This is a genomic window from Pseudomonas cerasi (assembly GCF_027983475.1).
Classification (GTDB): Bacteria; Pseudomonadota; Gammaproteobacteria; order Pseudomonadales; family Pseudomonadaceae; genus Aquipseudomonas; species Aquipseudomonas cerasi.
The window spans coordinates 448523-475195 of record NZ_JAQJVM010000001.1; the positions used below are offsets into that span (position 1 = coordinate 448523).

Annotated in this window: 22 protein-coding genes; 16 read left to right on the top strand and 6 right to left on the bottom strand. The window is 59.4% G+C overall.

Annotation, left to right across the window (positions count from 1 at the left end; genetic code table 11):
- Positions 1-30 precede the first annotated feature (30 nt).
- From PI739_RS02075 to PI739_RS02085, 3 genes are all read right to left on the bottom strand, one after another.
- Positions 31-1341 (bottom strand): MFS transporter, encoded by a 1311-nt coding sequence (locus PI739_RS02075; RefSeq protein ID WP_003364998.1) that lies wholly within the window; start codon positions 1339-1341, stop codon positions 31-33.
- A gap of 146 nt (positions 1342-1487) precedes the next feature.
- Positions 1488-2735 (bottom strand): transporter associated domain-containing protein, encoded by a 1248-nt coding sequence (locus tag PI739_RS02080; RefSeq protein ID WP_044309230.1) that lies wholly within the window; start codon positions 2733-2735, stop codon positions 1488-1490.
- Positions 2736-2747: 12 nt separating this feature from the next.
- Positions 2748-3560 (bottom strand): cytochrome C assembly family protein, encoded by an 813-nt coding sequence (locus PI739_RS02085; RefSeq protein WP_003314223.1) that lies wholly within the window; start codon positions 3558-3560, stop codon positions 2748-2750.
- 213 nt (positions 3561-3773) lie between these two features.
- On the opposite strand from PI739_RS02085, the gene ffh reads away from it, so the two are divergent.
- The 11 genes from ffh (at position 3774) to PI739_RS02140 (ending at position 17332) form a co-directional block, all read left to right on the top strand.
- The gene (ffh, locus tag PI739_RS02090; RefSeq protein ID WP_004406399.1) at positions 3774-5150 is read left to right on the top strand and encodes a signal recognition particle protein; all 1377 of its coding nucleotides are present in this window, start codon (positions 3774-3776) and stop codon (positions 5148-5150) included.
- Between the two features lie 247 nt (positions 5151-5397).
- A complete protein-coding gene (gene rpsP, locus PI739_RS02095; protein ID WP_002552521.1) occupies positions 5398-5655 on the top strand; it encodes a 30S ribosomal protein S16 in 258 nt (85 codons plus the stop codon).
- A 5-nt stretch (positions 5656-5660) separates the two neighbouring features.
- A complete protein-coding gene (gene rimM, locus PI739_RS02100; protein ID WP_003433429.1) occupies positions 5661-6200 on the top strand; it encodes a ribosome maturation factor RimM in 540 nt (179 codons plus the stop codon).
- Between the two features lie 5 nt (positions 6201-6205).
- A complete protein-coding gene (trmD, locus tag PI739_RS02105; protein ID WP_002552523.1) occupies positions 6206-6958 on the top strand; it encodes a tRNA (guanosine(37)-N1)-methyltransferase TrmD in 753 nt (250 codons plus the stop codon).
- A 44-nt stretch (positions 6959-7002) separates the two neighbouring features.
- On the top strand, positions 7003-7353 hold the full coding sequence (gene rplS / locus PI739_RS02110; RefSeq protein ID WP_002552524.1) for a 50S ribosomal protein L19: 351 nt from the start codon (positions 7003-7005) through the stop codon (positions 7351-7353).
- Between the two features lie 103 nt (positions 7354-7456).
- Positions 7457-8353, top strand: coding sequence for a site-specific tyrosine recombinase XerD (gene xerD, locus PI739_RS02115; protein ID WP_003364989.1), 897 nt, complete (start codon positions 7457-7459; stop codon positions 8351-8353).
- Positions 8354-8498: 145 nt separating this feature from the next.
- Positions 8499-9239, top strand: a complete 741-nt coding sequence (gene dsbC / locus PI739_RS02120) for a bifunctional protein-disulfide isomerase/oxidoreductase DsbC (protein ID WP_096105044.1) — start codon at positions 8499-8501, stop codon at positions 9237-9239.
- 136 nt (positions 9240-9375) lie between these two features.
- Positions 9376-10680: a homoserine dehydrogenase gene (locus PI739_RS02125; RefSeq protein ID WP_003364985.1), complete on the top strand. Its 1305-nt coding sequence runs from the start codon at positions 9376-9378 to the stop codon at positions 10678-10680.
- A gap of 98 nt (positions 10681-10778) precedes the next feature.
- Positions 10779-12188 carry a threonine synthase gene (gene thrC / locus PI739_RS02130; protein WP_003433427.1) on the top strand — a complete coding sequence of 470 codons (1410 nt, stop codon included), beginning with the start codon at positions 10779-10781 and terminating at the stop codon, positions 12186-12188.
- Positions 12189-12371: 183 nt separating this feature from the next.
- Positions 12372-15938: an ATP-binding protein gene (locus PI739_RS02135; protein WP_058398140.1), complete on the top strand. Its 3567-nt coding sequence runs from the start codon at positions 12372-12374 to the stop codon at positions 15936-15938.
- 113 nt (positions 15939-16051) lie between these two features.
- Positions 16052-17332, top strand: a complete 1281-nt coding sequence (locus PI739_RS02140) for an EAL domain-containing response regulator (protein WP_072365658.1) — start codon at positions 16052-16054, stop codon at positions 17330-17332.
- On the opposite strand, the gene PI739_RS02145 is transcribed toward PI739_RS02140, so the two are convergent.
- Positions 17305-17967, bottom strand: coding sequence for a response regulator (locus tag PI739_RS02145; protein ID WP_003364962.1), 663 nt, complete (start codon positions 17965-17967; stop codon positions 17305-17307). The genes PI739_RS02140 and PI739_RS02145 overlap by 28 nt on opposite strands.
- Before the next feature lie 289 nt (positions 17968-18256).
- Between PI739_RS02145 and PI739_RS02150 the strand changes: the two genes are divergently transcribed.
- Complete coding sequence (locus PI739_RS02150; RefSeq protein WP_003433423.1) at positions 18257-18553, top strand: DUF3509 domain-containing protein; 297 nt, start codon at positions 18257-18259, stop codon at positions 18551-18553.
- A gap of 171 nt (positions 18554-18724) precedes the next feature.
- Here the strand turns inward: PI739_RS02150 and PI739_RS02155 are convergent, their stop codons facing one another.
- Positions 18725-19564, bottom strand: coding sequence for a TIGR02285 family protein (locus tag PI739_RS02155; protein ID WP_003364958.1), 840 nt, complete (start codon positions 19562-19564; stop codon positions 18725-18727).
- Between the two features lie 325 nt (positions 19565-19889).
- Here PI739_RS02155 and PI739_RS02160 point away from each other — a divergent pair, with 325 nt between their 5' ends.
- The 3 genes from PI739_RS02160 to PI739_RS02170 all read left to right on the top strand — a co-directional run bounded on the left by PI739_RS02160 (position 19890) and on the right by PI739_RS02170 (position 23429).
- The gene (locus PI739_RS02160; protein ID WP_003314240.1) at positions 19890-20432 is read left to right on the top strand and encodes a YaeQ family protein; all 543 of its coding nucleotides are present in this window, start codon (positions 19890-19892) and stop codon (positions 20430-20432) included.
- Between the two features lie 62 nt (positions 20433-20494).
- Positions 20495-22210 carry a single-stranded-DNA-specific exonuclease RecJ gene (gene recJ, locus PI739_RS02165; RefSeq protein ID WP_003364955.1) on the top strand — a complete coding sequence of 572 codons (1716 nt, stop codon included), beginning with the start codon at positions 20495-20497 and terminating at the stop codon, positions 22208-22210.
- 112 nt (positions 22211-22322) lie between these two features.
- A complete protein-coding gene (locus PI739_RS02170) occupies positions 22323-23429 on the top strand; it encodes an NADH:flavin oxidoreductase/NADH oxidase (protein ID WP_003391177.1) in 1107 nt (368 codons plus the stop codon).
- Positions 23430-23494: 65 nt separating this feature from the next.
- Here PI739_RS02170 and PI739_RS02175 read toward each other — a convergent pair whose 3' ends face one another.
- Complete coding sequence (locus PI739_RS02175; protein WP_058398149.1) at positions 23495-25582, bottom strand: response regulator; 2088 nt, start codon at positions 25580-25582, stop codon at positions 23495-23497.
- A 299-nt stretch (positions 25583-25881) separates the two neighbouring features.
- Here PI739_RS02175 and PI739_RS02180 point away from each other — a divergent pair, with 299 nt between their 5' ends.
- Positions 25882-26628: a tellurite resistance TerB family protein gene (locus PI739_RS02180; RefSeq protein ID WP_054080746.1), complete on the top strand. Its 747-nt coding sequence runs from the start codon at positions 25882-25884 to the stop codon at positions 26626-26628.
- Positions 26629-26673: the final 45 nt, after the last annotated feature.

Consider the following 26673-nt stretch of genomic DNA (forward strand, 5'->3'; position numbering starts at 1 on the left):
TTGCCGCCTGCATTCACCATGACCTCAAAGCTATAGCTCGCTGTCCCGCGTCTCCTTCAGGCTCAACACCGCCAGCACGCTGATCAGCGCTGCTGCAGACACATACCCGCCCACCCAGCTCAGGCCACCCATCGCCACCAGTTTCTGGGCGAAGAAGGGGGCGACCGACGCCCCAACGATTCCGCCCAGGTTGTAGGCCGCCGATGCGCCGGTATAGCGAACCTGTGTCGGGAACAGCTCCGGTAATAGCGCGCCCATCGGGGCGAACGTGATGCCCATCAGAAACAATTCGATGCACAGAAACAGCGCCACAGCCCAGGTGCTGCCGTGGGTCAACAGTGGCTCCATGGTGAAACCTGACAGGATCGCCAGCACGCCACCCGCAATCAACACCGGCTTGCGTCCGAAGCGATCGCTCGCCAATGCAGCCAGCGGTGTGGCCGCCGCCATGAACAGCACCGCAAAGCACAACAGCCCCAGGAACGTTTCTCGGGTATAGCCCAGTGTGGCCACGCCGTAGCTCAACGAAAACACCGTCGAGATATAAAACAGTGCGTAGCAGACCACCATCGACGCCGCACCGAGCAGCATGGGTTTCCAGTGCTGACCGAAGGTTTCCACGATGGGCAGGCTGACCCTTTGATGGCGAGCCATGGCCTTGGCGAAGACGGGTGTCTCTTCAAGCTTCAGACGCACGTACAGTCCGACCATGACCAGTACGGCACTGAGCAGAAAGGGAATCCGCCAGCCCCACGCGCGGAATTGTTCGTCATTGAGGGTCATTGCCAGCGTCAGAAACAGGCCGTTGGCGGCGAGAAAGCCGATTGAAGGGCCCAGTTGCGGAAACATGCCGAACCAGGCGCGCTTGCCTTTCGGGGCATTCTCGGTCGCCAGCAGTGCCGCGCCACCCCATTCGCCACCCAGGCCAAGCCCCTGGCCGAAGCGCAGCACGCACAACAGAATCGGCGCCCATGCCCCGATCGTCGCGTAGCCTGGCAATACGCCGATCAGTGTGGTGCAGATCCCCATCAACAGCAGCGAGGCCACCAGCGTCGACTTGCGCCCGATCCGGTCGCCGAAGTGACCGAACAGCGCCGACCCCAGAGGGCGAGCGAGAAAGGCGATGCCGAAGGTCAGAAACGAGGACAGCATCTGTGCCGTGCCCGATGTCTGCGGAAAAAAGACCGGACCGATCACCAGAGCGGCGGCGGTGGCATAAACGTAAAAGTCGTAGAACTCGATGGCCGTGCCGATGAAGCTGGCCGTGGCGACGCGGGTCGTCGAATTCACCGGCTTTGCGGGCGCGTCGTGATCTTCACGAGAGAGCGGGGTGCTGGTCATGCGGATTCCCTGACAGTCGACTCGCCGGTCGGCAAGGACCGTGTCCGGCAAGCATGTATTTATTGTGATTGTGGGTGCAGCGTCGAGCAGAGTAACCCGAATGGGTCGAGAGGCAAGGATGGGGCGATCTATTTGAAGGCAGACATTTATTTGAACGTGCGGACCAGCGTGTTCTGCCACATGGCGACACGCTTGACGCGGTTGTCCTCGGTCTCGAGGATTTCCAGCCGGTAAGGCCCTATTTTCAAGCAGACTGGAGCGTCCGGAATGGTTTCCAGTGCCTCGGTAACCAGCCCGTTGACGGTTTTCGGACCGTCTGAAGGCAGGTGCCAGCCAAGGCTCTTGTTCAAGTCGCGGATGGACGCTGCGCCTTCGACTTCAAGACGCCCGTCGTCCTGTTGTTTGACGTGCGGATTATCCAGTCGCTGCTCGCTTTCGAACTCGCCGACAATCTCTTCGAGAATATCCTCAAGGGTGACGATGCCCAGCACTTCGCCGTATTCATCGACCACCACGCCGAGGCGCCGTTGCTGTTTGTGGAAATTCAGCAACTGCAGCTGCAATGGTGTGCTTTCCGGCACGAAATAAGGCTCGTAGCAGACCGCCAGCAACTGCTCTTTGGTCAACGTGCCCTTGGGCAGCAGGTGGCTGATGTCACGGGTATTGATGACGCCTTGCACCTGGTTGATGTCGTTGTGATAGACCGGCAGGCGCGTGTGCCGTGAAATGATCAGGCGTTCGATGATCATTTCCATGGGGTCATCGAGGTTAACGCCATCCACTTCGTTGCGCGGGATCAGGATGTCATTGACCGTAATGCTGTCCAGCGCACGAATGCCTGACAGCACGCTGGCGCGCGGAGAGTATTCCTGGGCAGCATCGTTGCGCGGGGTATTTTGCGTGTCGTCTTCGAAAGCCTGATCCTGCTGTTGTACGGCGCGAGACAGGAAGGGACGCAGCAGTGTCTTGGCCAGAACATTGAACACGTAGGCCAGCGGCCAGACGATCTTCATCGGAATGCGCAGCACACTGTTGCCCAGCAGCAGCGTCGAGACAGGGTGGCGGTTCGCCAGGCGGCGGGGCATGTATTCGGCGAAGACCAGCATGATGCTCACGGTAGCGAGCCAGGCCACGGTGGGACCGTTGTAGAACCAGTAACTGGCGGCGATAAGCGTGGCGATGACAGTGATCAGTACCCTGATCAGGGTATTGCCCAGAATCAGGCTGTTCAGGTTGAACGCCAGCTCGGGGAGCGGTGCCGACTTTTCCGGGCGGCTGGCGGCGCGCATCGCCTTGACTTGATGATGAGCAGCCTCGACTGCGGTCAGCAGACCGGCCCACAACAGCAGGAGGGCGAGGACACCGAGCAGCGGGCCCAGGGGCAGATTATCCATGATCAGGGCCCGTCAGATGTGCAGGATGAATTCGCGTACCAGCTTGCTGCCGAAATAGGCGAGCATCAGCAGGCAGAAGCCGCCCAGGGTCCAGCGAATGGCCTTGTGACCACGCCATCCAAGGCGGTTACGCCCCCACAGCAGCACACTGAACACGATCCAGGCCAGACAGGCCAGCAGGGTCTTGTGCACCAGATGCTGGGCAAACAGGTTTTCGACGAACAGCCAGCCGGAAATCAGCGACAGCGAGAGCAATGACCAGCCAGCCCACAGGAAACCGAACAGCAGGCTTTCCATGGTTTGCAGCGGCGGGAAGTTCTTGATCAGCCCGGAAGGGTGCTTGTGCTTGAGGCGGTAGTCCTGCAACAGCAGCAGCAGCGCCTGAAATGCAGCAATGGTAAACATCCCGTAAGCCAGCAACGACAGCAGGATATGGCTGAGGATGCCGGGCTCTTCCATGATCGGCTGCACGGTGCCGCTAGGGGCGAACTGGGCGAGCAGTACGGTGACCATGCCCAGCGGGAACAACAGTACCAGCAGGTTTTCCACCGGGATGCGCGACGTGGCGATCAGGGTCACGACGATCACCGACGCCGCGATAAGGCTGGCCGAGTTGAAAAAGTCCAGGCCAAGGCCGACCGAGTGCGTCAGTTGGGAAAACAGACCAATGGCATGTGCGATGACCGCCAGTGTACCGAGCAGGCAAAGCAGCCGCTTGTCGGGCTTGACGGCCTGGCTCAGGCGCAGGCTCTGATAGACGGTCGCAGCGGCATAAATGATGGCGGCGGCGAGGCTGGGAAGCAGGCTGGGTGGCAAAGGGGACATAGATCCTGATGGACGGGCCTGAAAAGACGCTGAGTTTGGCATAGAACCGGCAAATCACGAAAGACCACAGAAGCAGTCTGCGTGGTGTCCGTGCGACGGAGTCTTCGCTATAATCCGCGACCTGCTCAAGCCGCAGGCTCGCCGAGCGCCATTTCTGCATTACGGGCCGGGCCGCATCAACCGGGGTTCGACGAGAGCCCGAAAGGATCGCGCATGTTTGAAAATCTGACTGACCGCCTCTCGCAGACGCTGCGCCATGTTACTGGCAAGGCCAAGCTGAACGAGGACAACATCAAAGATACCTTGCGCGAAGTGCGTATGGCGTTGCTCGAAGCCGACGTCGCCTTGCCGGTGGTCAAAGACTTCGTCAATAACGTCAAGGAACGCGCCGTCGGCACCGAGGTGTCGCGCAGCCTGACCCCGGGTCAGGCGTTCGTGAAGATCGTCCAGGCCGAACTCGAAAGCCTGATGGGCGCGGCCAACGAAGACCTGGTGCTCAATGTCACGCCGCCTGCCGTCATCCTGATGGCGGGTTTGCAGGGTGCGGGCAAGACCACCACTGCCGGCAAGCTGGCGCGCTTCCTTAAAGAGCGCAAGAAGAAAACCGTGATGGTGGTGTCGGTCGACGTTTATCGTCCCGCAGCCATCAAGCAGCTCGAAACGCTGGCCAACGACATCGGCGTGACGTTCTTCGCCTCCGACATCAGCCAGAAGCCGGTGGACATCGCCCAGGCGGCCATTAAAGAAGCCAGGCTCAAGTTCATTGACGTGGTCATCGTCGACACCGCCGGTCGTTTGCACGTCGATGTCGAGATGATGGGCGAGATCCAGGCGCTGCATGCGGCGGTCAAGCCGGCCGAGACGCTGTTCGTGGTCGATGCCATGACCGGCCAGGATGCTGCCAATACCGCCAAGGCCTTCGGTGACGCATTGCCGCTGACCGGCGTGATCCTCACCAAGGTCGACGGTGATGCCCGCGGTGGTGCCGCCCTGTCGGTGCGTGCCATTACCGGCAAGCCGATCAAGTTCATCGGTATGGGCGAGAAGAGCGAGGCGCTGGAGCCGTTTCACCCGGACCGCATCGCGTCACGCATCCTCGGCATGGGCGATGTGCTCAGCCTTATCGAGCAGGCCGAACAGACCCTCGATAAGGACAAGGCCGACAAGCTGGCGAAAAAGCTCAAGAAGGGCAAGGGCTTCGATCTCGAAGACTTCCGCGACCAGCTGCAGCAGATGAAGAACATGGGTGGCCTTGGCGGCCTGATGGACAAATTGCCGAGCATCGGCGGCGTCAACCTGTCGCAGATGGGCAACGCCCAGGGCGCAGCTGAAAAACAGTTCAAGCAGATGGAAGCCATCATCAACTCGATGACCCCTGCCGAGCGTCGTGATCCGGATCTGGTCAGTGGCTCGCGCAAGCGCCGCATTGCGATGGGTTCGGGCACTCAGGTTCAGGACATCGGGCGTCTGATCAAGCAGCACAAGCAGATGCAGAAGATGATGAAGAAATTCTCCGCCAAGGGTGGGATGGCCAAAATGATGCGCGGCATGGGTGGAATGTTCCCCGGCGGCGGCATGCCAAAAATGTAATTGCGTCGCGTGCAAGAGGCTTTGCACGCGTCCCATCTGGGGGGTGACCCCCAGTCAGCCCGCGTCATGCGGGCTTTTGCCGGCTGTCATACCGACAGCTCCCTCGCAAATCTGGAAGGCATGCCGATAGGCGCCGGAAAAAGACATTTGCAAAAGTCGGGATATTCCTTAGAATATGCGGCCTTTCGGGCACCTATGCCCGCTGTGCATCTTAGATTTGCAGCACCGACTACAGGAACGATGTTCAATGCTAACCATCCGTCTTGCCCTTGGCGGCTCCAAAAAGCGCCCGTTTTACCACCTGACCGTAACCGACAGCCGCAACGCTCGTGACGGTTCCCACAAGGAACAGGTTGGTTTCTTCAACCCTGTTGCCCGTGGTCAGGAAATCCGTCTGTCCGTTAACGAAGAACGCGTCAACTACTGGTTGAGCGTGGGTGCACAAACTTCCGAGCGCGTTGCCCAGCTGCTCAAAGAGCACAACAAGACCAAGGCCGCGGCCTGAGTCTTATGAGCGCGACGCCTGCATCTGCCGACGATCTGATCGTCATTGGCAAGATTTACTCGGTTCATGGCGTTCGCGGCGAAGTGAAGGTTTATTCCTTTACTGATCCGATTGGAAACCTGTTGGACTACAAAACCTGGACGCTTCGGCGCGAAGGCAGCGTTGATAAACAGGTGGAGCTGGTCAGCGGACGCTTGCAAAGCAAGTTTCTGGTCACAAAGCTCAAGGGTCTCGATGATCGTGAAGAAGCACGTCTTCTGTCCGGTTACGAAATCTGCGTGCCGCGTAACCTGTTCCCTGATCTGGACGATGGCGAGTACTACTGGTACCAGCTTGAAGGCCTCAAGGTCATCGACCAACTCGGGCAATTGCTCGGGAAAATCGATCACCTGCTCGAAACCGGTTCGAACGATGTAATGGTTGTAAAGCCCTGCGCGGGTAGCCTGGATGATCGCGAACGCCTGTTGCCCTATACAGAGCAATGCGTGTTGGTAATCGATATGGCTGCTGGCGAGATGAAGGTGGATTGGGACGCGGACTTCTGAATGCCATGGCCAGCCTGCGCATAGAAGTCATCAGTCTGTTTCCCGAGATGTTTTCCGCCATCAGCGAATACGGCATTACCAGCCGTGCGGTGAAACAAGGGCTGTTGCAGCTTACTTGTTGGAATCCGCGGGATTACACCACTGATCGCCATCACACTGTGGATGATCGCCCATTTGGCGGTGGTCCGGGCATGGTGATGAAGATCAAGCCCCTTGAAGATGCTCTGGTTCAGGCCAGGCAAGCGGCAGGGGATGCGGCGAAGGTGATTTACCTGTCGCCACAAGGCCGCCAGCTGAATCAGTCTGCGGTACGCGAACTGGCGCAGGAGGAAGCGATTATCCTCATCGCCGGTCGTTATGAAGGCATTGACGAGCGTTTTATTGATGCTCATGTCGATGAAGAGTGGTCGATTGGTGACTATGTTCTTTCCGGTGGCGAGCTGCCGGCGATGGTCCTGATTGACGCGGTTACGCGGCTGCTGCCTGGAGCTTTAGGGCATGTGGACTCCGCGGAGGAAGATTCCTTCACGGACGGTCTGCTGGATTGCCCGCATTACACCCGACCTGAGGTGTATGCGGATCAGCGTGTTCCCGACGTGTTGCTAAGTGGCAATCACGCGCACATCCGGCGTTGGCGTTTACAGCAGTCCCTTGGGCGGACCTATGAACGACGCGCTGATCTTCTGGAAAGCCGCTCGCTTTCTGGAGAAGAGAAGAAGCTGCTGGCGGAATACATCCGCGAGCGGGACGATAGTTAACGTATCGATGGTCGATCCAGACGGATTACCTTAGGAGCACCAGCATGACTAACAAAATCATTCTTGCCCTCGAAGCAGAGCAGATGACCAAAGAGATCCCTACCTTTGCACCAGGCGACACCATTGTCGTCCAGGTTAAAGTGAAGGAAGGCGACCGCGCTCGTCTGCAAGCATTCGAAGGCGTTGTAATTGCCAAGCGTAACCGTGGCGTGAACAGTGCTTTCACTGTTCGTAAAATCTCCAACGGTGTTGGCGTTGAGCGTACTTTCCAGACTTACAGCCCGCAAATCGACAGCATGGCTGTGAAACGTCGCGGTGACGTTCGCAAGGCCAAACTGTACTACCTGCGTGACCTGTCCGGTAAAGCAGCGCGCATCAAGGAAAAACTGTCCTGATACAGTTTTTCGATGCATAAAAAAGGCAGCCCCAGGGCTGCCTTTTTGCTGTCTGCTGTTTGATGATTCACCCCTTGTCTACCGAAACACGCACTGAGTGAACATGGCTGCCATCGACCATCCGCTGATTGACCGGTTTCTGGACGCGCTCTGGCTCGAAAAGGGCCTGTCCGACAACACCCGGGATTCTTACCGCAGTGATCTGGCGCTGTTCAACGGCTGGCTGCAGGAGCGCAACGTTGATCTGATCAGTGCCGGGCGTGAAGTCATCCTCGATCATCTTGCCTGGCGCGTTGAAAATGCCTACAAGCCGCGCTCCACGGCGCGTTTCCTGTCTGGCGCACGTGGCTTCTACCGCTACCTGCTGCGCGAAAAGCTGATTTCCGTCGATCCCACCCTGCAAATCGACATGCCTCAGTTGGGCAAGCCGTTGCCCAAATCGCTTTCCGAAGCTGACGTCGAAGCATTACTTGCTGCTCCCGACCTGAGCGAGCCCATCGGCGAGCGTGACCGCGCCATGCTTGAGGTGCTGTATGCCTGCGGTCTGCGCGTGACCGAATTGATCAGCCTGACCCTGGAGCAGGTCAATCTGCGTCAGGGCGTGCTGCGCGTGATGGGCAAAGGCAGCAAGGAGCGACTGGTGCCCATGGGCGAAGAGTCCATCGTCTGGGTCGAGCGTTACCTGCGCGGCGCCCGCGACGAGTTGCTGGGCGGAAAGCCCAGCGACGTACTGTTCCCCAGCAGCCGTGGCGATCAGATGACCCGCCAGACCTTCTGGCACCGTATCAAGCACCAGGCAACGGTTGCAGGCATTGGCAAATCCCTGTCACCGCACACCCTGCGCCATGCCTTCGCCACCCATCTGCTCAATCACGGCGCTGACTTGCGCGTGGTGCAGATGTTGCTCGGGCACAGCGATCTCTCGACAACGCAGATCTACACCCATGTGGCGCGGGCGCGGTTGCAGGAATTGCATGCCAAGCATCATCCACGCGGTTGACTCACGACGTATTTTGCGAAGCTTCTTACGTCGCTCCGAGTCGGCCCCGCGAGCCTTATGTGGTAGGCTTTGCCGGTTTCGCCTATCAAGGCTGGCACTCCTTTTTTCGACAGTTGCCAGCCTGTCCGCCGTCATAGGAGTTTTCATGCGTTTGCCACAGATTTTCGCTGCCGCGGCTTTGATGCTGGCCGGCACCTTCAGTATGTCTGCTCTGGCTGATGCAGCCCCTGATCAGGCCATCCGCAAGACGCTCGACTCGCTGGAATTGCAGCTGCCGGTCGAGAGTATCTCGCCGAGCCCGCTCAATGGCCTTTATGAAGTGAAGCTCAAGGGCGGCCGCGTCCTGTACGCCAGTGCCGACGGTCAGTTCGTGGTTCAGGGCTATCTGTTTCAGGTGCAGAACGGCAAGCCGGTCAACCTGACCGAGAAAACCGAACGTCTGGCCATTTCCAAGACCATCAACGCCATTCCTGCTTCCGAGATGGTGATCTATCCGGCAGTGGGCGAGACCAAGTCGCACATCACAGTATTCACCGACACGACTTGCCCGTATTGCCACAAGCTGCACGAAGAAGTCGGCCAGTTGAACAAGATGGGTGTCGAAGTCCGTTACCTGGCATTCCCGCGTCAGGGCCTTGGCTCTCCGGGTGACGAGCAGTTGCAGGCGGTGTGGTGTTCCACGGATCGCAAAGGCGCGATGGACCGCATGGTCGATGGCAAGGACATCAAGGCCGCCAAATGCGACAATCCGGTCAGCAAGCAATATGAGCTCGGCCAGTCGATCGGCGTGAACGGGACGCCTGCGATTGTCCTGGCCGACGGTCAGGTAATTCCGGGTTATCAGCCTGCAGCTCAGGTTGCCAAGCTGGCAATGGGCGCCAAATAAGCCGGTGTTTTCAGGCGCGCCTTGTGCATACACGGCGCAAGTGGCCGAAGTGTCGTCAAAATTTCAGCCGCATGGCGCCATGCGGCAGTTTTTCCACAGCCGATTCAGGTTCGGCTGTTTTTCGGGGAGTTCATCAGTGAAACCGGTCAAAGTAGGCATATGTGGGCTGGGTACTGTCGGTGGCGGTACCTTCAACGTACTTAAGCGTAACGCCGAGGAGATTGCCCGCCGTGCCGGGCGTGGAATCGAAGTTGCGCAAATTGCGGTTCGTACACCAAACCCCAATTGCCAGATTACCGGTACGCCTACCACCAGCGATGTGTTTGCCATTGCGACCAACCCTGAAATCGACATCGTCGTGGAGCTGATCGGCGGCTACACCGTTGCCCGCGAACTGGTACTCAAGGCCATCGAGAATGGCAAGCACGTGGTGACCGCCAACAAGGCGCTGATCGCGGTGCATGGCAACGAGATCTTTGCCAAGGCGCGTGAGAAGGGCGTGATCGTTGCTTTTGAAGCCGCTGTTGCCGGTGGTATTCCGGTCATCAAGGCCATTCGTGAAGGCCTGTCGGCGAACCGTATCAACTGGGTGGCCGGCATCATCAACGGCACCGGCAACTTCATCCTCACTGAAATGCGCGAGAAGGGCCGCACCTTTACCGATGTTCTGGCCGAGGCTCAGGCCCTGGGTTATGCCGAAGCCGATCCGACCTTCGACGTCGAAGGTATCGACGCTGCGCACAAGCTGACCATCCTCGCCTCCATTGCCTTCGGCATTCCGCTGCAGTTCGACAAGGCCTACACCGAAGGCATCACCAAACTGACGACTGCAGACGTCAACTATGCCGAAGCGCTGGGCTATCGCATCAAGCACCTGGGCGTTGCACGCAGCACGGCTCAAGGCATCGAACTGCGTGTACACCCGACGCTGATCCCGGCCGATCGCCTGATCGCCAACGTCAACGGCGTCATGAACGCGGTGATGGTCAATGGCGATGCGTCCGGCTCGACGCTGTTCTACGGCGCGGGTGCCGGTATGGAGCCTACGGCTTCTTCCGTGGTGGCCGATCTGGTCGATGTGGTCCGTGCGATGACCTCGGATCCGGAAAACCGGGTCCCTCATCTGGCCTTCCAGCCCGATTCGTTGTCAGCCCACCCGATCCTGCCGATCGAAGCCTGCGAAAGCGCCTACTACCTGCGCATTCAGGCCAAGGATCACCCGGGCGTGCTGGCCCAGGTCGCGAGCATCCTGTCCGAGCGTGGCATCAACATCGAATCGATCATGCAGAAGGATGTCGAAGAACACGATGGCCTGGTGCCGATGATCCTGTTGACTCACCGGGTAGTGGAGCAGGGTATCAATGACGCCATTCAAGCCCTGGAAGCCCTGCAGGATGTCGTTGGCCCGGTGGTTCGTATCCGCGTCGAGCACCTTAATTAACATCAACTGCAAGCTGTCAGTTCCAGGCCGCAAGCCGATCGTTTCGACCTTGCAGCCCTGGAGCCCTGGCTTTCAGCCCAGACCAAAGGTTTGATCCCATGCGCTATATCAGTACTCGCGGCCAGGCGCCGGCCCTGAATTTCGAAGACGTGCTGTTGACTGGTCTGGCCAGCGATGGTGGCCTCTATGTGCCGGAAAACCTGCCACGCTTCACGCAGGAAGAGATCGCTTCCTGGGCAGGTCTGCCTTATCACGAACTCGCCTTCAGGGTGATGCGCCCCTTCGTGGCTGGCAGCATCCCGGATGCCGACTTTAAAAAGATTCTCGAAGAGACCTACGGCGTGTTTGCCCACAGCGCTGTTGCGCCGCTGCGCCAGCTGCATGGCAACGAGTGGGTGCTTGAGCTGTTCCATGGCCCGACGCTGGCCTTCAAGGACTTCGCACTGCAACTGCTTGGCCGCCTGTTGGACTATGTACTGGCCAAGCGTGGCCAGCGTGTCGTGATCATCGGCGCGACCTCGGGCGACACCGGTTCTGCGGCCATCGAAGGCTGCCGTCGCTGCGACAACGTCGACATCTTCATCCTCCACCCGAACAATCGTGTATCCGATGTACAGCGTCGGCAGATGACCACGATCTTCGGCGACAACATCCATAACATCGCGGTCGAAGGCAACTTCGACGACTGCCAGGAAATGGTCAAGGCCAGCTTTGCTGACCAGAGCTTCCTGAAGGGCACACCGCTGGTCGCGGTCAACTCGATCAACTGGGCGCGGATCATGGCTCAGATCGTTTACTACTTCCACGCCTCGCTGCAGTTGGGCGGACCTGCGCGTTCGGTATCGTTCTCGGTACCGACCGGTAACTTCGGCGATATCTTTGCCGGTTATCTGGCGCGCAACATGGGGCTGCCGATCAACCAGTTGATCGTCGCCACCAATCGCAACGACATCCTGCACCGCTTCATGAGCGGCAATCAGTACGTCAAGGAAACCCTGCACGCCACGCTGTCGCCTTCCATGGACATCATGGTGTCGTCCAACTTCGAGCGCCTGCTGTTCGACATGCACGGTCGCAATGGCGCTGCCATTGCCGGGCTGATGAGCACGTTCCGCCAGGGTGGCGGTTTCAGCGTCGAAGAAGAGCGCTGGACCGAGACCCGTAAACTGTTCGATTCGCTGGCAGTCAGTGATGAGGATACCTGCACGACCATTGCCGAAGTGTTTGCCAGCACCGGCGAGCTGCTCGACCCGCATACCGCTATCGGGGTAAAGGCCGCGCGCGAATGCCGCCGCAGTCTGGACACGCCGATGGTGATTCTGGGCACCGCGCATCCGGTCAAGTTTCCGGAAGCGGTGGAGAAGGCCGGTGTAGGAAAAGCGCTTGAGCTACCTGCACATTTGTCTGATTTGTTCGAGCGTGACGAGCGCTGCACTGTTCTGCCAAATGACCTGAAAGCCATACAGGCGTTTGTCAGCCAGCACGGCAATCGCGGTAAACCGCTCTGACAGAAGCGTCGTGTAACAACTTTAGGCCCGCCACTTGGCGGGCCTTTCTGTTTCTACGTGCCAAACTTCGCTGGTTTTTCGAACCACTGAGTTGAGTCATTCGTAGTGAAGCAGGCAAGTATGCAAGGCGTAGTCAGGGAGGCAGGCAACACATCGAGATGCCGCGCATGGCGCAGGGTATGGGTGTTGCTGGCGCTGGTTTTTGCCGGGGCAGCCAATGCGGCGCAAAGCTTGCCGTTTTCACTGACAGCCCCTTTTGTGGCTTCGGCGGATCTGATCCTCGAAGATCAGGACCGGGCCTGGCTCGACCAGCGCAAGGTTCTTCGGGTCGGCATTGCGATCGCAGACTACGAGCCGATCGATATCACCAGTGACCGCAACCGTTATCAGGGCATCAGTGCCGACTACCTGGGGCTGGTCAGCGACCAGTTGAACCTCCCGGTGCAGGTCACCGGGTTTGCCAAGCGTTACGAGGCTATCGATGCGCTGCGCGACGGCAACATAGACCTGCTGACCAGTGCCAACGGTTTCGAGCGCGGTGTGAAAGGACTGTCCTTCTCGACCGAATACATGCCTGATCGATCGGTGGTCGTTGGCCGCGGCAACGATTTGAGCCCGTTGTCGAGCCTGGCCGGCAAGAAGGTCGTACTGCTTGACGGCTATGCCGATTCGGACGTGGTGCATCGCGTTTACCCTGACAGCCAGATCATTATCGCGCCTAACCTCTACAGTGCTCTGGAAGCGCTAAGTCAGGGTGAAGTGGACGTGTTCATCGGCAACGAAGTCATCGTCCGTACCTATACCGCCCTGCGGCCCTACCTCGATTTGCAGATCAAATTCGAAAGTCGTTTGCCCCCGGTGGGGTTCTCCTTTGCGGTGCGTGACGACGAGCAGCGCCTGTTGACCTTCATCAATCGGGCCCTGGACAGCATTGCACCTTCGACCAGTCGTGAAGTGCTCGGCCGCTGGACCATGGGTCTGGGCGCTGACGTGGAGGGGCAACGCATTCGCCTTACCAGTGCTGAGCGACGCTGGCTGCTCAAGCATCCGAGTGTAACCATTGCGACCGTGCAGCACCCACCGTATATCTACAAAGACAGTAACGGCCACTGGGTGGGATTGAACGCAGATGTGCTGTCACGTATCTCGCGCATGACCGGATTGCAGTTCGTCCATCAGGAATCGCCTTCCACGCAGCAGTCCATCGACATGCTGCGCGCCGGTCAGGCCGACATGAATACCACGCTCGCGGAAAATGCCGAGCGTCGCCGGTTTCTGGACTTCACTTATTCGTTCGGCGGCAATAGCTGGATGTTCGTGGTGCGCTCCGACCGCTCGTCGCGCATATCGCTCGACAGTCTGGCCGGGAAAGTACTGGCCCTTCCGGCCAGGCATGCGCTCGAGGACCTCATCAGGCGCGAGCACCCCTCGATCCAGCTGCGACTGGTGGACACCTACGATCAGGCCCGTGCGCTGGTGGAAAGTGGTGCTGCCGATGCGACCATTCAGAATGAAGTGGGGGCCTACCTGTTTCCGTCCGGACAATTGAAGGTTGCCAGAAGTGTCGAAGGCCAGTGGTCGCCCGACAGATTTTCAGTGATCAAGACCCAACCCGAACTGCTGGGGATTCTGAACAAAGCGCTGGAAGAGTTCCCGGTAGCCGAATTGCGTTCAGTCCGTCTGAAGTGGCTGGGATCGGCGCTGCCTCAGCCGTCGCTCTGGGCGCGCATACCGCAATGGGTATTCTGGGTAGTGTCCCTGGCGTTGCTGACCGGTCTGGTGTCGCTGATTTGGAGCAGTCGCCTCAAGGTGCAGATTCGCCAGCGCCAAAGGGCGCAACGACAGCTCAATGATCAACTGGCCTTCAAACACGCTCTGCTCGACGGTATCCCCAATCCGATTTATGTACGCGATCTCAAAGGGCGTCTGATTTCCTGCAACCGTAGCTACGAGCAGAGTCTGGGCATCAGTTTCGAACAGATGAATGGCCGACGCCTCACGGACGTCAATCTGATCCCGCGCGCGCTGGCCGAGCAGATGCACACCGATTACCTCAATCTGCTGGAAAATCATCAGCCGGTCTTTTCCGATCGCACCATCGAACTGCCTGGCAAACGCATGGACGTCTGGCAATGGACGGTCCCGTTCTTCGCCGCCGATGGACAGTTGCAGGGGCTGCTTGGCGGCTGGATCGATATCACCGAGCGCAAGCAACTGGAGCAGCAGCTTCAGGAGGCCATGCATCTGGCCGCTCAGGCCAACGAGGCAAAAAGCGCTTTCCTGGCCAGCATGAGCCATGAAATTCGCACGCCGATGGGGGCAATCATTGGTTTGCTGGAACTGGAATGCGAACAGGCCTTGCGCCTGGGCAGGATTCCCTCGCAAGGCCTGCAAGTGGCCCACCGCTCAGCTACGGAGCTGGTAGCGCTGATTGGCGAAAGCCTTGATCTGGCCAGAATCGAAGCGGGCGGCATGCAGTTGTCACTGGCTGTCACTTCCCTGGAAGGGCTTTTCGACGGGGTGATCGAGCTTTTTTCCGCGCAGGCTCGGGAAAAGGGGGTGGAACTGCGCCTGGAGTTCTCCGGGCAGGCGCGGGGCGACTACTGGCTGGATCCCTTGAGGTTGCGTCAGGTGCTGCACAATGTGCTGGGCAACGCGTTGAAGTTCACTCGGCAAGGTGCGGTGGTCGTGACGCTTGATGTGACCAGTGACTCGCCTGAGTCCACGCGTCTGCGCATTGGCATTCAGGACAGTGGCGAAGGGATCGATCCGCAGCGTCAGCAGCAGGTATTTCAGCCTTTCACCCAGGCAAATGACGACACGGCCGCACACTACGGGGGCAGCGGGCTGGGGTTGAGTATCACCCGGCAACTGGTTGAACTGATGAAGGGCGACATCAGCCTGCACAGCGAGCCGGGCAAAGGGACGCTGGTCACCATCGACCTGCCGCTGACCAGGGTGAGCGAGCCGGTTTTGCCCGCGGACGATGTTGCGGATGCGCCCGTCGACACGCGTAGCCTTCATCTGCTGGTGGTCGATGACATGTCGGCCAATCGTCTGGTATTGACCCGGCAGCTGGAGTTTCTTGGCCATCAGGTAACGGCGGTCGAGGACGGCAGGGCGGCGTTGTCGAGCTGGTGTGAAGGGGCGTTTGATGCGGTTATCACCGACTGCAACATGCCGGGTATCAGCGGCTACGCATTGACCCAGGCCATTCGCCAGATCGAAGAGAAAGAGCAACGTCAGCGATGCCCGGTCATAGGCTGTACCGCCAACGCGATGAGTGACGAGGCGGCACGTTGCGAGCAGGCAGGCATGGACGGCCTGCTGATCAAGCCGCTGTCACTGGCGCGTCTGGCCCAGGAGCTGGCGGATCGGGTGCGTGAGCCGACGTTCGACATCGGCACGCTGCAAACCATGACTCAGGCTAATCCGCAACAGATGCAACGGTTGCTGGGCGAGTTATGGAAGAATCTGAGGCACGAATACGCTTTGCTGGAGCCTGCGGTGTCGGCCAATGACTGGAAGATGCTGAGCGCCTGTCTGCATCGCCTCAAGGGGGCGGCGAGCCTGGTTGACGCAGTGCCGCTTGCCAAGGCGTGTGCCGCGCTGGACGACAGTGTCCGGCTGCAGAGCACGGCCAGTCTGGCGGAACGCTGGCAGGCACTGGAGGTAGCCATGACCCGTCTGCGCGCTGATATCGAAGTGCAACTGGTGGTCGTGCCGGAGACTGCGGTGCCAGGCGGTTGAATCTTGCGAACAACGTGTGGCGGGTTTAGGACATGTCCTATGGGGCGGGTGTCCGGGACCCGCTACAGTAAGTGTTATCCCGGGCCGCTGGCTCTGACTCCGCAGGCGTGATCGTGCACTCACTCAAGGTTCTGATTCTCGAGGATCATCCCTTCCAGCTGATGGCTCTGCATCAGATGCTCAACGCCAATCAGGTGTTCGATGTGCTGACGGCCGATAGCGTGGAAGTCGCCAGGCTTTCCCTGCAAAGCCGTGGTCCGGTCGACATCGCGATCTGCGACTTGCAGATGGAAGGGCCTGACGGCCTGGAATTGATCCGCTTCATGGCTGAGAACGGTTTGGCGCGTGCGCTGATCATCGTCAGCTGTTCCGCCGCCTGCGTGCTGGAAGGGGCCGCGCAACTGGCGCTCGCCCAAGGCCTGAACGTTCTGGGGTATGTGCAGAAACCTGCGTCCGCCGGGGCGTTGTACGAGTTGCTTGAGGCGTATGGGCCCGGTCGGACAGACTGTGTAGAGCAGGCCCCGACGGGCAGCGCGTTTAGAGCTCTTTCCGCCATCGAATTGTTTGACCCGACGCGCAGCGGACCGATAGACGTGGCGTCCATTGCCGAACAATGGATCACCTATTTTCAACCCAAGGTCAGTCTGCAGGGCGAGTTGCTGGGTGCCGAAGCGCTGGTTCGCTGGCAGCACCCCGTGTATGGGCTGCTGGCACCCGGGCGATTCATCGACGTCATCGAGGCTGAAGGGCTGACCGTTGCATTGACCTGGCGGGTCCTGGATCAGGCCCTGCAGTTCTCTGCGCAGGTCATGCGCGAGCGGGGTGAGCCGCTGTCGGTTGCCGTCAACATTGACCCGCAAGTGCTGCAGCAGCTGGATTTCGCCGAGCAGATCATGCAAGCGCTTGCCCGGCATGGCGTACCGGCCACCGCGCTGACCCTGGAAATCCTCGAGCAGGACGCCGCGCGCCCGGAAACCTGGCAGCTCGAAGGCCTGCTGAGGTTATGCATGCAGGGTTGCAAGTTGTCTATCGATGACTTTGGCATGGGCGCTTCGAACATCGACCGCCTTCTGCAATTACCTTTCAGCGAGCTGAAAATACCAACCGAGTTCGTGCGCGGCATGGCCGACGACGCGCGTAAATCGGCGGTCGTGGCCGGTGCTTTGTTCATGGCGCAGCGGCTGTCGATGTCGGTGGTGGTTGAAGGTGTCGAGACGATTGAAGACGTTGACAGTCTGCTGGCGCTGGGCGATCCCGCCATTCAGGGGTATTTCATTGCCCGCCCGATGCCGGCCTCGGCCTTCATGCGCTGGGTGGCGGAGCGTGACAGCGGCCATCTGCAAGCTGTTTCCAGAGACAACCCGCCTCAGGACAGACCGCTTTCCTGCAAATAAATGAACAGAGCAGCGTCATTGGCCAGTCCGAGCTTGCGCATGGCGGCGACTTTCTGGGCGCTGACGGTCTGTTTGCTGCGATTGAGTTGCGCCGCGATCTGCCCCACCGTGTGGCCAGCCGAGAGCAGGCGTAACACTTCCAGCTCCCTTGGCGACAAGCGATCTGCCTGCAGCAGCGCGTCGGGCCCATGCTGGCGTGCTTCTCTGAGTACCCTGCGTACCGAATCGGCGACAAAAAGCCCACCGCGCCTGACCCCCTTGATGGCAGCAGGCAGTTCTCCGGCAAGGCTGGCCTTGCTCAACAAACCCCGGACACCCAGGTCCAGCATGGACTGAAACAGTCCGGCATTGCTCAGGGTGGTGACAACGATCACTGGCAGCGCCGGGAAATCCCGGCGAATACGTTGCAGCAGACGCAGGCCGTCGTTCTGCCGTTCGACGGGCATCATGAAGTCAGTCACCAGCACATCGCAGGCGTGGCGTTCGAGTACCTGGAGCAGTTCGTCCGGATTGCAGGCCTCGGCGACGACGCTGGCCAGATTGTCCTGCTCCAGTACAACGCGCAGGCCGATGAGAAAAATCGGGTGGTCATCAGCCACGATGACCCGCAACCGGCGATCAGCGGAATCGCTCAAGGGATGGCTCCGTCAAAAGGGCTATACGGGTATTGCACGCGATGGAATTGTTTAACGCAGTGATCAAGAGCATAGGCACCTTGTAGGACGCGTAGCGGAATTGTGTTGGATTCTTCCTACAAGCTCACTTTCGGCTGGCATCGGCGTCCGGTTTTTTCCTTGTCACATTCAGCAGGCATGCTCGAAATGACAGACAGGTGCTGCGATCTGGCGATAGAAAGAACTTTCTGCTGTCGCCGATGGTCATTGGTTAGCACCTTTGCATTCAAACTGTTGAGTGGTGATCCGGATGGAAAATATCAGCTTACTGCTAAGCGAAGCGCTGGCTCCCTATCAGGCCAGTATTGGCCCGGCCGGTTCTCGGGGCGAACGTCTGGTGACTCTGAAAGATAAAGCGGGCACCTGTGTGATCGAGCGCGCATTCAGCGCTGATCAACTGAGCGACAAACGTCAGCTCACCGACGTGGTAGACGGTCTGCGCCGCGATCTTATGGTTGCCGAGGGGCGAATCGAACCCTGCGTCATTGCCGCCATGCGCAATGCTGCAATCAGCCGTACGTTTGTCGGCACCCCATCTTTTGCTTAACAGTTGCTTAACCGGCGTTAAAGGAACTGGAACCTGAAGGGTTCGCTGCACTCCTATGCATTACGTCAGTTTTGATCATTGTGCTCCGGTGATCAACGGCTGACGTCATGACCGATAAGGTCACGTTTACCCCGAGCAGGTCCCCCTCTGCCCGGGGTTTCTTTTGTCCGGTCATTCCTTGTCCAGCAGTGCCTTGACGTCTTCCAGGTAGCTGGCCCGTTGCGCGGGCTCCAGCCACTGCGCATAAAAGCCCATCAGGCTGGTTTCACGCAGCACGCGCATCTCGCGGTTGATCAGTTCAATGGCCTGCTTGCCCTTGGGCGAGTTGCTGCAACTGACATAGACGAACTGGTATGCAGGATTGTCCTTGATCGGCAAGAAGGCCAGTTCCTCCGGCCTTATGCCTTGTTGCATGGCCTGATAGCGCGCTTCCGGCCAGAAGCTGATAAAGGCTTGCAGACGCCCCAGACGCTCCATTTGCAGCAGGCTGCCGACCGCATCGTTACCGTAGTGCGGCACGAGGATATCTTCATCGACGTCGTGCAGCGTGTGGTCGATCATTTCTCCATAGCTGCGTTCGGCAACGATGCCCAATTTGATCGTCCGGCTGGCCATCAAGGCCGCGAAGTCTAGCTTTCCGTCCTCCACGTAGGGCTCGAACTTCGACATCTCCTCCTTGCGCACAATCAGGCCGCTGCTGAGGATGGCGCCGATCGGTATGGAAAAAAGCAGGGTTCTGGCTCTTTCTGCCGTCCACAGCATGGTGGGATCACAACTGAGAGACGTGTCGTCGCTCAGCATTTGCAGAGCCCTGGCGCGGTTGACCCGCATCAGCACGTGGTTGTACTCGGGCATTCGTGCTGTCAGCAAGGGCATCAACTGATCAATTGCACCTTGGCCGCGCATGGCGCCGGAAAAAATCGTTGAAGGGGGGATGTCGCGCATCAGCCAGGTCAGCGTCTCCCTGGCCTGGCTGACGCACGACATGGCAGCCAGCGACAGGGCGAGCATCAATCGAGCCGTTGTACAGCACGAGGCAGGAAGGGGCATTCGCGGGTGTCATCCTCGAAAAGGGTTCAACAGTCTGAGGTAGGGTTGGCAGCTCTTTGAATGGTGCTGCGCCAGTGGCGTCACATTCAGGTGCCCCGGTTGGGAGTTCGGGTGCTCGCTGCAGATCGTCTTTAGCACAGATATGTATCAGAAATTTGTTTCAAATTATCGATTTTTGTTCGTCCTGCAAATGGGGGGCAAGCACATCCTTGCGCGAGCAAGTTCGTTCACAGGCCCGGCATCGGGTAGACTTGCTGTCTTCCCTCCAGACTCTAGAAGCCCGTTCATGGCCCAGCCGTCCACGACCTACAAATTCGAACTCAACCTCACCGACCTTGATCGCGGCGTGTACGAGAGCGTCAAGCAGACCATTGCCCGTCATCCTTCGGAAACCGAAGAGCGCATGACCGTGCGTCTGCTGGCCTATGCCTTCTGGTACAACGAACAGTTGTCGTTCGGTCGCGGCCTGTCTGATGTGGACGAACCCGCGCTGTGGGAAAAAAGCCTCGATGACCGCGTTCTGCACTGGATCGAAGTCGGCCAGCCGGACGCCGACCGACTGACCTGGTGCTCGCGCCGTACCGAACGCACCAGCCTGCTGGCCTATGGCAGCCTGCGCGTCTGGGAAGGCAAGGTCATCCCGGCGATCAAGAACCTGAAAAACGTCAATATCGCCGCCGTCCCGCAGGAAGTGCTGGAAGTGCTGGCCAAGGACATGCCGCGGGTCATCAAGTGGGATGTGATGATCAGTGAAGGGACGGTGTTCGTCACTGACGACCGCGGCCAGCATGAAGTCCAGTTGCAATGGCTTGCGGGCGAGCGCGGCTGATAGCCGCCGGTTCCGATCGAAAACACATTCATCGACACTGCAAAGAGAATCAGCTGACCCGCATGCGCATCGAACCTCGTCTATTGCCCGACACCTTGCCGTTCCTCGGCGACCTGCCGCCCTTGCTCACTCGACTGTACGCAGCACGAGGTGTGGCCTGCGAGGCCGAACTGGACAAAAGCCTGGCGCGGCTGATTCCTTATCAGCAACTCAAGGGGATCGATGCTGCGGTGGACCTGCTGGTGACTGCGCTACGCGAGGGCCAGCGTATGCTGATCGTCGGCGATTTCGACGCCGATGGCGCGACCGCCAGCACCGTGGGTGTTCTGGGCCTGCGTCTGCTGGGCGCGGCGCATGTGGATTATCTGGTGCCCAACCGGTTTGAATATGGCTACGGCCTGACGCCGGAAATCGTCGAAGTGGCGTTGCAGCGCGAACCTCAGCTGTTGATCACCGTGGATAACGGTATTTCGAGCGTCGAGGGCGTGGCGGCGGCCAAGGCGGCCGGCTTGCAGGTACTGGTGACCGATCACCATTTGCCTGGTCATGAGCTTCCTGCCGCAGACGCCATCGTCAACCCGAACCAGCCAGGCTGTACCTTTCCCAGCAAGTCGCTGGCCGGTGTCGGGGTCATTTTCTATGTATTGATGGCCTTGCGTGCGCGTCTGCGCGAGACCGGCTGGTTCGAGAGCAATCAGCGTGCCCAGCCCAATCTGGGCGAGCTGCTGGACCTGGTTGCGCTGGGCAGCGTGGCCGATGTGGTGCCGCTGGATGCCAACAACCGCATTCTGGTTCATCAGGGGCTGATGCGTATCCGTGCCGGGCGTGCCCGACCCGGGCTGCGCGCCATTCTGGAAGTGGCCCGGCGTGAACCTTCGCGCATCACCTCCACCGACCTGGGGTTCATCCTCGGGCCACGCCTGAACGCGGCAGGGCGTCTGGATGACATGAGCCTGGGCATCGAATGCCTGCTCTGTGACGACCCGACACTGGCGCGGGAAATGGCCGTGCAACTGGACGAGTTGAACCAGGATCGCAAATCCATCGAGCAGGGCATGCAGCGTGAAGCGCTCGCCCAGCTCAAGGACCTGCCGGTAGAGTCGATGCCGTTCGGCCTCTGCCTGTTCGATGCCGAATGGCATCAAGGGGTCATCGGCATCCTCGCTTCGCGTCTCAAGGAGCGTTACCACCGACCTACCATCGCGTTCGCCAGCGCCGGGGAGGGTGTGCTCAAAGGTTCGGCCCGCTCGGTGCCGGGGTTTCACATTCGCGATGCGCTGGACGCTGTGGCGGCCAGCCATCCGCATCTGATCAGCAAGTTTGGCGGCCACGCGATGGCGGCAGGTCTTTCGCTGCCTGAAGAGAACTTCCCGGCGTTTGCCGAAGCGTTCGATCTGGAGGTGCGTCGTCAACTCGATGAGCAGGACCTGACCGGACGTCTGCTGTCCGACGGCTCGCTGGCCGTTGAGGAATTCCACCTGGAACTGGCCCGCGCGCTGCGCAATGCCGGTCCCTGGGGGCAGCACTTCCCCGAGCCCCTGTTCCACGGCGTGTTTCAGCTGGTCGAGCAACGGGTGGTGGGCGAGCGTCACTTGAAGATGGTGCTCAAGACCGAGTGCGGCAGCGTCAAGCTCGATGGCATTGCGTTCGGCGTCGACCGGGATGTCTGGCCCAATCCGAATATCCGCTGGGTCGAGCTGGCCTACAAACTCGACCTCAACGAGTTTCGCGGCAACGAAACCGTGCAGCTGATGGTGGTGCATATCGCACCGCGTTGACGATAGCAGGAACCCCGCTCTCCACCGGGTTGTCGACACTACACGGTTTGCCAAACCTGTTCTTTGAATGAACGGAACCTGGACACCTGAATTTTCATTACGAGAGGTTGCCATGAGCCTGCTGCTTGAACCCTATACCCTGCGCCAATTGACCCTTCGCAATCGCATCGCAGTGTCGCCGATGTGCCAGTATTCCAGTGTCGACGGCCTGGCCAATGACTGGCATCTGGTTCACCTTGGAAGCCGTGCCGTCGGCGGTGCCGGACTGGTCATCACCGAAGCGATGGCGGTGACGCCGGACGGCCGCATCACTCCCGAAGACCTTGGGCTGTGGAACGACGAACAGATCGAACCGCTGCAACGCATCACGCGCTTTATCAACGCTCAGGGCGCAGTTGCAGGCGTCCAGCTGGCGCACGCCGGCCGCAAGGCCAGCACCTGGCGCCCGTGGCTTGGCAAGCATGGCAGTATTTCTCTCAATGAAGGCGGCTGGACGCCAGTCGGGCCTTCAGCGATTGCATTCGATCCGCAGCACACGACCCCTGTGCAATTGAGCGAAACGCAGATTCAGGAGTTGATCAAGGCGTTTGTCGATTCTGCGCGGCGTGCCTTGGAGGCGGGCTTCAAGGTAGTGGAAATCCACGCCGCCCATGGCTATTTGCTGCATCAGTTCCTGTCGCCTCTGAGCAACCAGCGCACCGACGAGTACGGTGGTTCATTCGAGAACCGCATTCGCTTCACACTGCAAGTGACCGAAGCCGTGCGTGCGGTATGGCCTGCAGAGCTGCCAGTGTTCGTTCGCGTGTCCGCCACCGACTGGGTGGAAGACGGCTGGAACGCCGATGAAACCGTCGAGCTGGCGCGTCGCTTGAAAGCAATCGGGACGGACCTGATCGATGTCTCATCGGGCGGTACGTCAGCCAATGCGGAAATTCCGGTTGGCCCAGGCTACCAGACGCGCTTTGCCGAGCGGGTTCGCAAGGAGTCCGACATCGCGACGGGCACGGTGGGCATGATTACCGATCCGGCTCAGGCAGAACATATTCTGCGCACCGGGCAGGCCGATATCATCCTGCTGGCGCGTGAGCTGCTGCGTGATCCGTACTGGCCACTGCGCGCCGATGAAGACCTGGGTGGCCGCCTGGCAACCTGGCCTGCGCAGTATCAACGCGCTACGCATCGTGATCAGCCCATTCATGAGTCTGACCTGCGCGACTGATCGCCAATCGATTCTCTGCTGGCAATACCCGATAAATGAGCGCCGCACGGCGCTCAATTTTTTTGTTACTCGCCTTCCAGCAGTTCGGTGACGCGGCCGATCAGTTCGGCAATCGCGAACGGCTTGGGCAGCACATGCATGCCAGGCTCAAGCGTGTCATGCGCCAACGCGGCGTTTTCAGCATAACCAGTCACGAACAGGATTTTCAGGTCGGGCCGGACATCCCGCGCCGCGTCTGCGACCTGACGACCATTCATGCCGCCCGGCAGACCGACGTCGGTGATCAGCAGGTCGATCGCCGCTTTGGACTGCAGAATGGCCAGGGCATCGGCACCCCGTTCAGCCTGCAAGACAATATAGCCAAGGTCTTCAAGCAACTCGGCAATGAGCAAGCGCACGGCGGGCTCGTCATCGACGACCAGAATGGTTTCGTCACTCGTGCTGGAAGCGGGGACTTGCAACGGGCTGTCATCGAAGACCACCGTTTCAGCTTCGCCTTCGTGCATCGGCAGCAGAATGCAGACTTTCGAACCCTCGCCAACCTTTGATGTAATGTAAACGCCGCCACCGGACTGCCGTGCAAAACCGTAAATCATCGACAGCCCCAGCCCGGTGCCCATGCCTGTCGGTTTGGTGGTGAAGAACGGGTCGAAGGCCCGCGCCATGACGTCGTTGCTCATGCCGGTGCCGGTGTCGCTGACGGACAGTTCCACATAACGGCCTGCGGGCAGTTGATACTTGGTCGCCATGACTGCCGTCAGGTGGCGATTGCCCGTCTGGATCAGCAGTTTTCCGCCATCGGGCATGGCGTCCTTGGCGTTGATGCACAGGTTGAGCAGCGAATTTTCCAGTTGATGCGGATCAACCAGGGTCGCCCATAGCCCGCGTGAGGTATTGACCTGCATATCGATGGCCGGACCTACGGTGCGCCGAATCAGCTCGTCCATGCCCGCGACCAGAAGATCGATATCCGTGGCCTTGGGGGCCAGCGTCTGACGGCGCGAGAATGCCAGCAGCCGATGTGTCAGGGATGCCGCGCGTCTCGAGCCTTCCAGCGCTGCGTTGATGTAGCGGTCCAGTTCCGTGAAGCGTTCCTGTCTGATCCTCGACAGCAGCAGCTCCATGTTGCCGGTGACGCCCATCAGCAGGTTGTTGAAGTCATGAGCCAGCCCGCCGGTCAGTTGCCCGACCGCTTCCATTTTCTGCGATTGAATCAAGGCCTCTTCGGCAATACGCAATGCTTTGATGCGGTCCTTTTCGTGGGTCAGGTGCTTGCCCAGCGCAAAAATGATTCCGTTGCCGGGTGCCGCAGTCCAGCCGAACCAGTGGTAGCTGCCGTCGACATGCTGATAACGATTTTCAAACAGCGGCAGTACATGGTTGACAGTGTGTTTCAGAGCATTCTGGGTGTTGCTGACATCATCCGGATGCAGCAGGGTCATGATGGAGGTGCCCAGCAGCTCTTGTTCCGGGTGGCCCAGCAGCGCTGTCCAGGCCGGGTTTACCCGCAGAAAGATACCGTTGAAATCGAGTATCGCCAGCGGGTCAGGAGATATTTGCCAAAACGTGTCCAGCTCCAGCGTCCGTTGTTCAAGTCTGGCGGTCTGCTGTCGTTCCAGACTGACCAGATCATCAATCAGTTTCAGGCGTTTGCGCTCGCTTTCCTGCAGCGCTTGCTGATTGAGAACATGCGCAGTGGTTTCGTTGGTAATGCAGAACATGCCGACTACCACGCCATGCTCGTCGATGACCGGTGAAAACGAGAATGACCACCATGTCTGCTCGACCTCGCCGTAGCGTGCCATGGACAGCGGCAAGTCCTGGTAGTGGCAGGGCTTGCCGGCGAGGGCGTCGATCACCAGCGGCGCGACCTGGTCCCAGACGTCTGCCCACAGATCCGGAATGAGTGCGCCGATAGCGTCGTCCTTGCGCGGGCCGAGGATCGGGGTATAGGCGTCATTGTGGAAAAACACCAGATCCGGTCCCCAGAGCAGGTACATGGACTCCGGAGAATTGAGGATCAGATTCAGGGTGTTTTTCAGCGATACCGGCCAATGCTCGATCGGTCCGAGTGAAGTCTGACTCCAGTCCCTGGATCGGATAATCCCGGCGGCCTTGCCGTTGGCGGTCGGGAAACCAGTGGGCGATATCACTTCGGACAAGCTCCTGAAAATCTGCATGAAGAGGCAAGGGTATTCATATGAATAGGGATGTGTGTTTGCTCAGTTCAGGAAAGGGGCTGCATACCTGCTTTTACCTGCAGCCTGTACTTTATTGACTCTTCGCCACAGGTGCGGGTTGCACGCAGTTCGCCAATAGGCGGGGCAGATTGACGAACGGGTATCTGCTCAAACCCGTAACATCCGGAAGCACACCGGTAATAGCCAGACAGTGACTTCTCTTCAACTTGTTGGTCAATGACTCATCTGACAAACCTTGTAGGAGGCTTCCTGTGAATACGCGTGGTTTACTCGATCAATTGCTCAAGTCCGGACAAAGCATGTTGCAGGACAAGAACAAAGGCAAATCCGGCAAGCAATCGTCGGGCAGCGACTCACTGATCAATGGCCTCGGCAGCCTGCTTGGCGGTGGCAAAGGACAGGGCGGTTCCCAGAATGGACTGGGTGGTCTGCTGTCCGGCGCCGGTGGTGGCGCCCTGGCCGCAGGTGCCATGAGTCTTCTGCGCGGCAAGCGTACCCGCGGGATGGGCGGCAAGGTGTTGACCTACGGAGGCCTGGCGGCGCTAGGAGTACTGGCTTACAAGGCATACAACAACTGGCAGTCCAGCCAGGGGCTTGCCGCTCAACGTGAACCGCAAACCATCGACCGGCTGCCCGAGGCTGAAGCCGAGCAGCACAGCCAGGCAATCCTGCGCGCATTGGTCGCCGCCGCAAAGGCCGATGGCCATGTCGATGAGCGTGAGCGCGAACTGATCGAAGGTGAGTTCACCAAACTGAACAACGATCAGACGCTTCAGCAATGGCTTCACGCCGAGCTTAACAAGCCGCTGGACCCGGCAGAGGTGGCCCGGGCCGCGACCACGCCGGAAATGGCGGCGGAAATGTACATCGCCAGTGTGATGCTGGTGGATGAAGAGCACTTCATGGAACGCGCCTACCTCGATGAGTTGGCGCGTGAGTTAAAGCTGGAACCCGGCCTCAAGACCGAGCTTGAAGGCCAGGTGCGGAACGCTGAGTAAACCGGCTCTCCGGCCAGTGAGTTGCCTGGCACGCCTTGTGTGCCA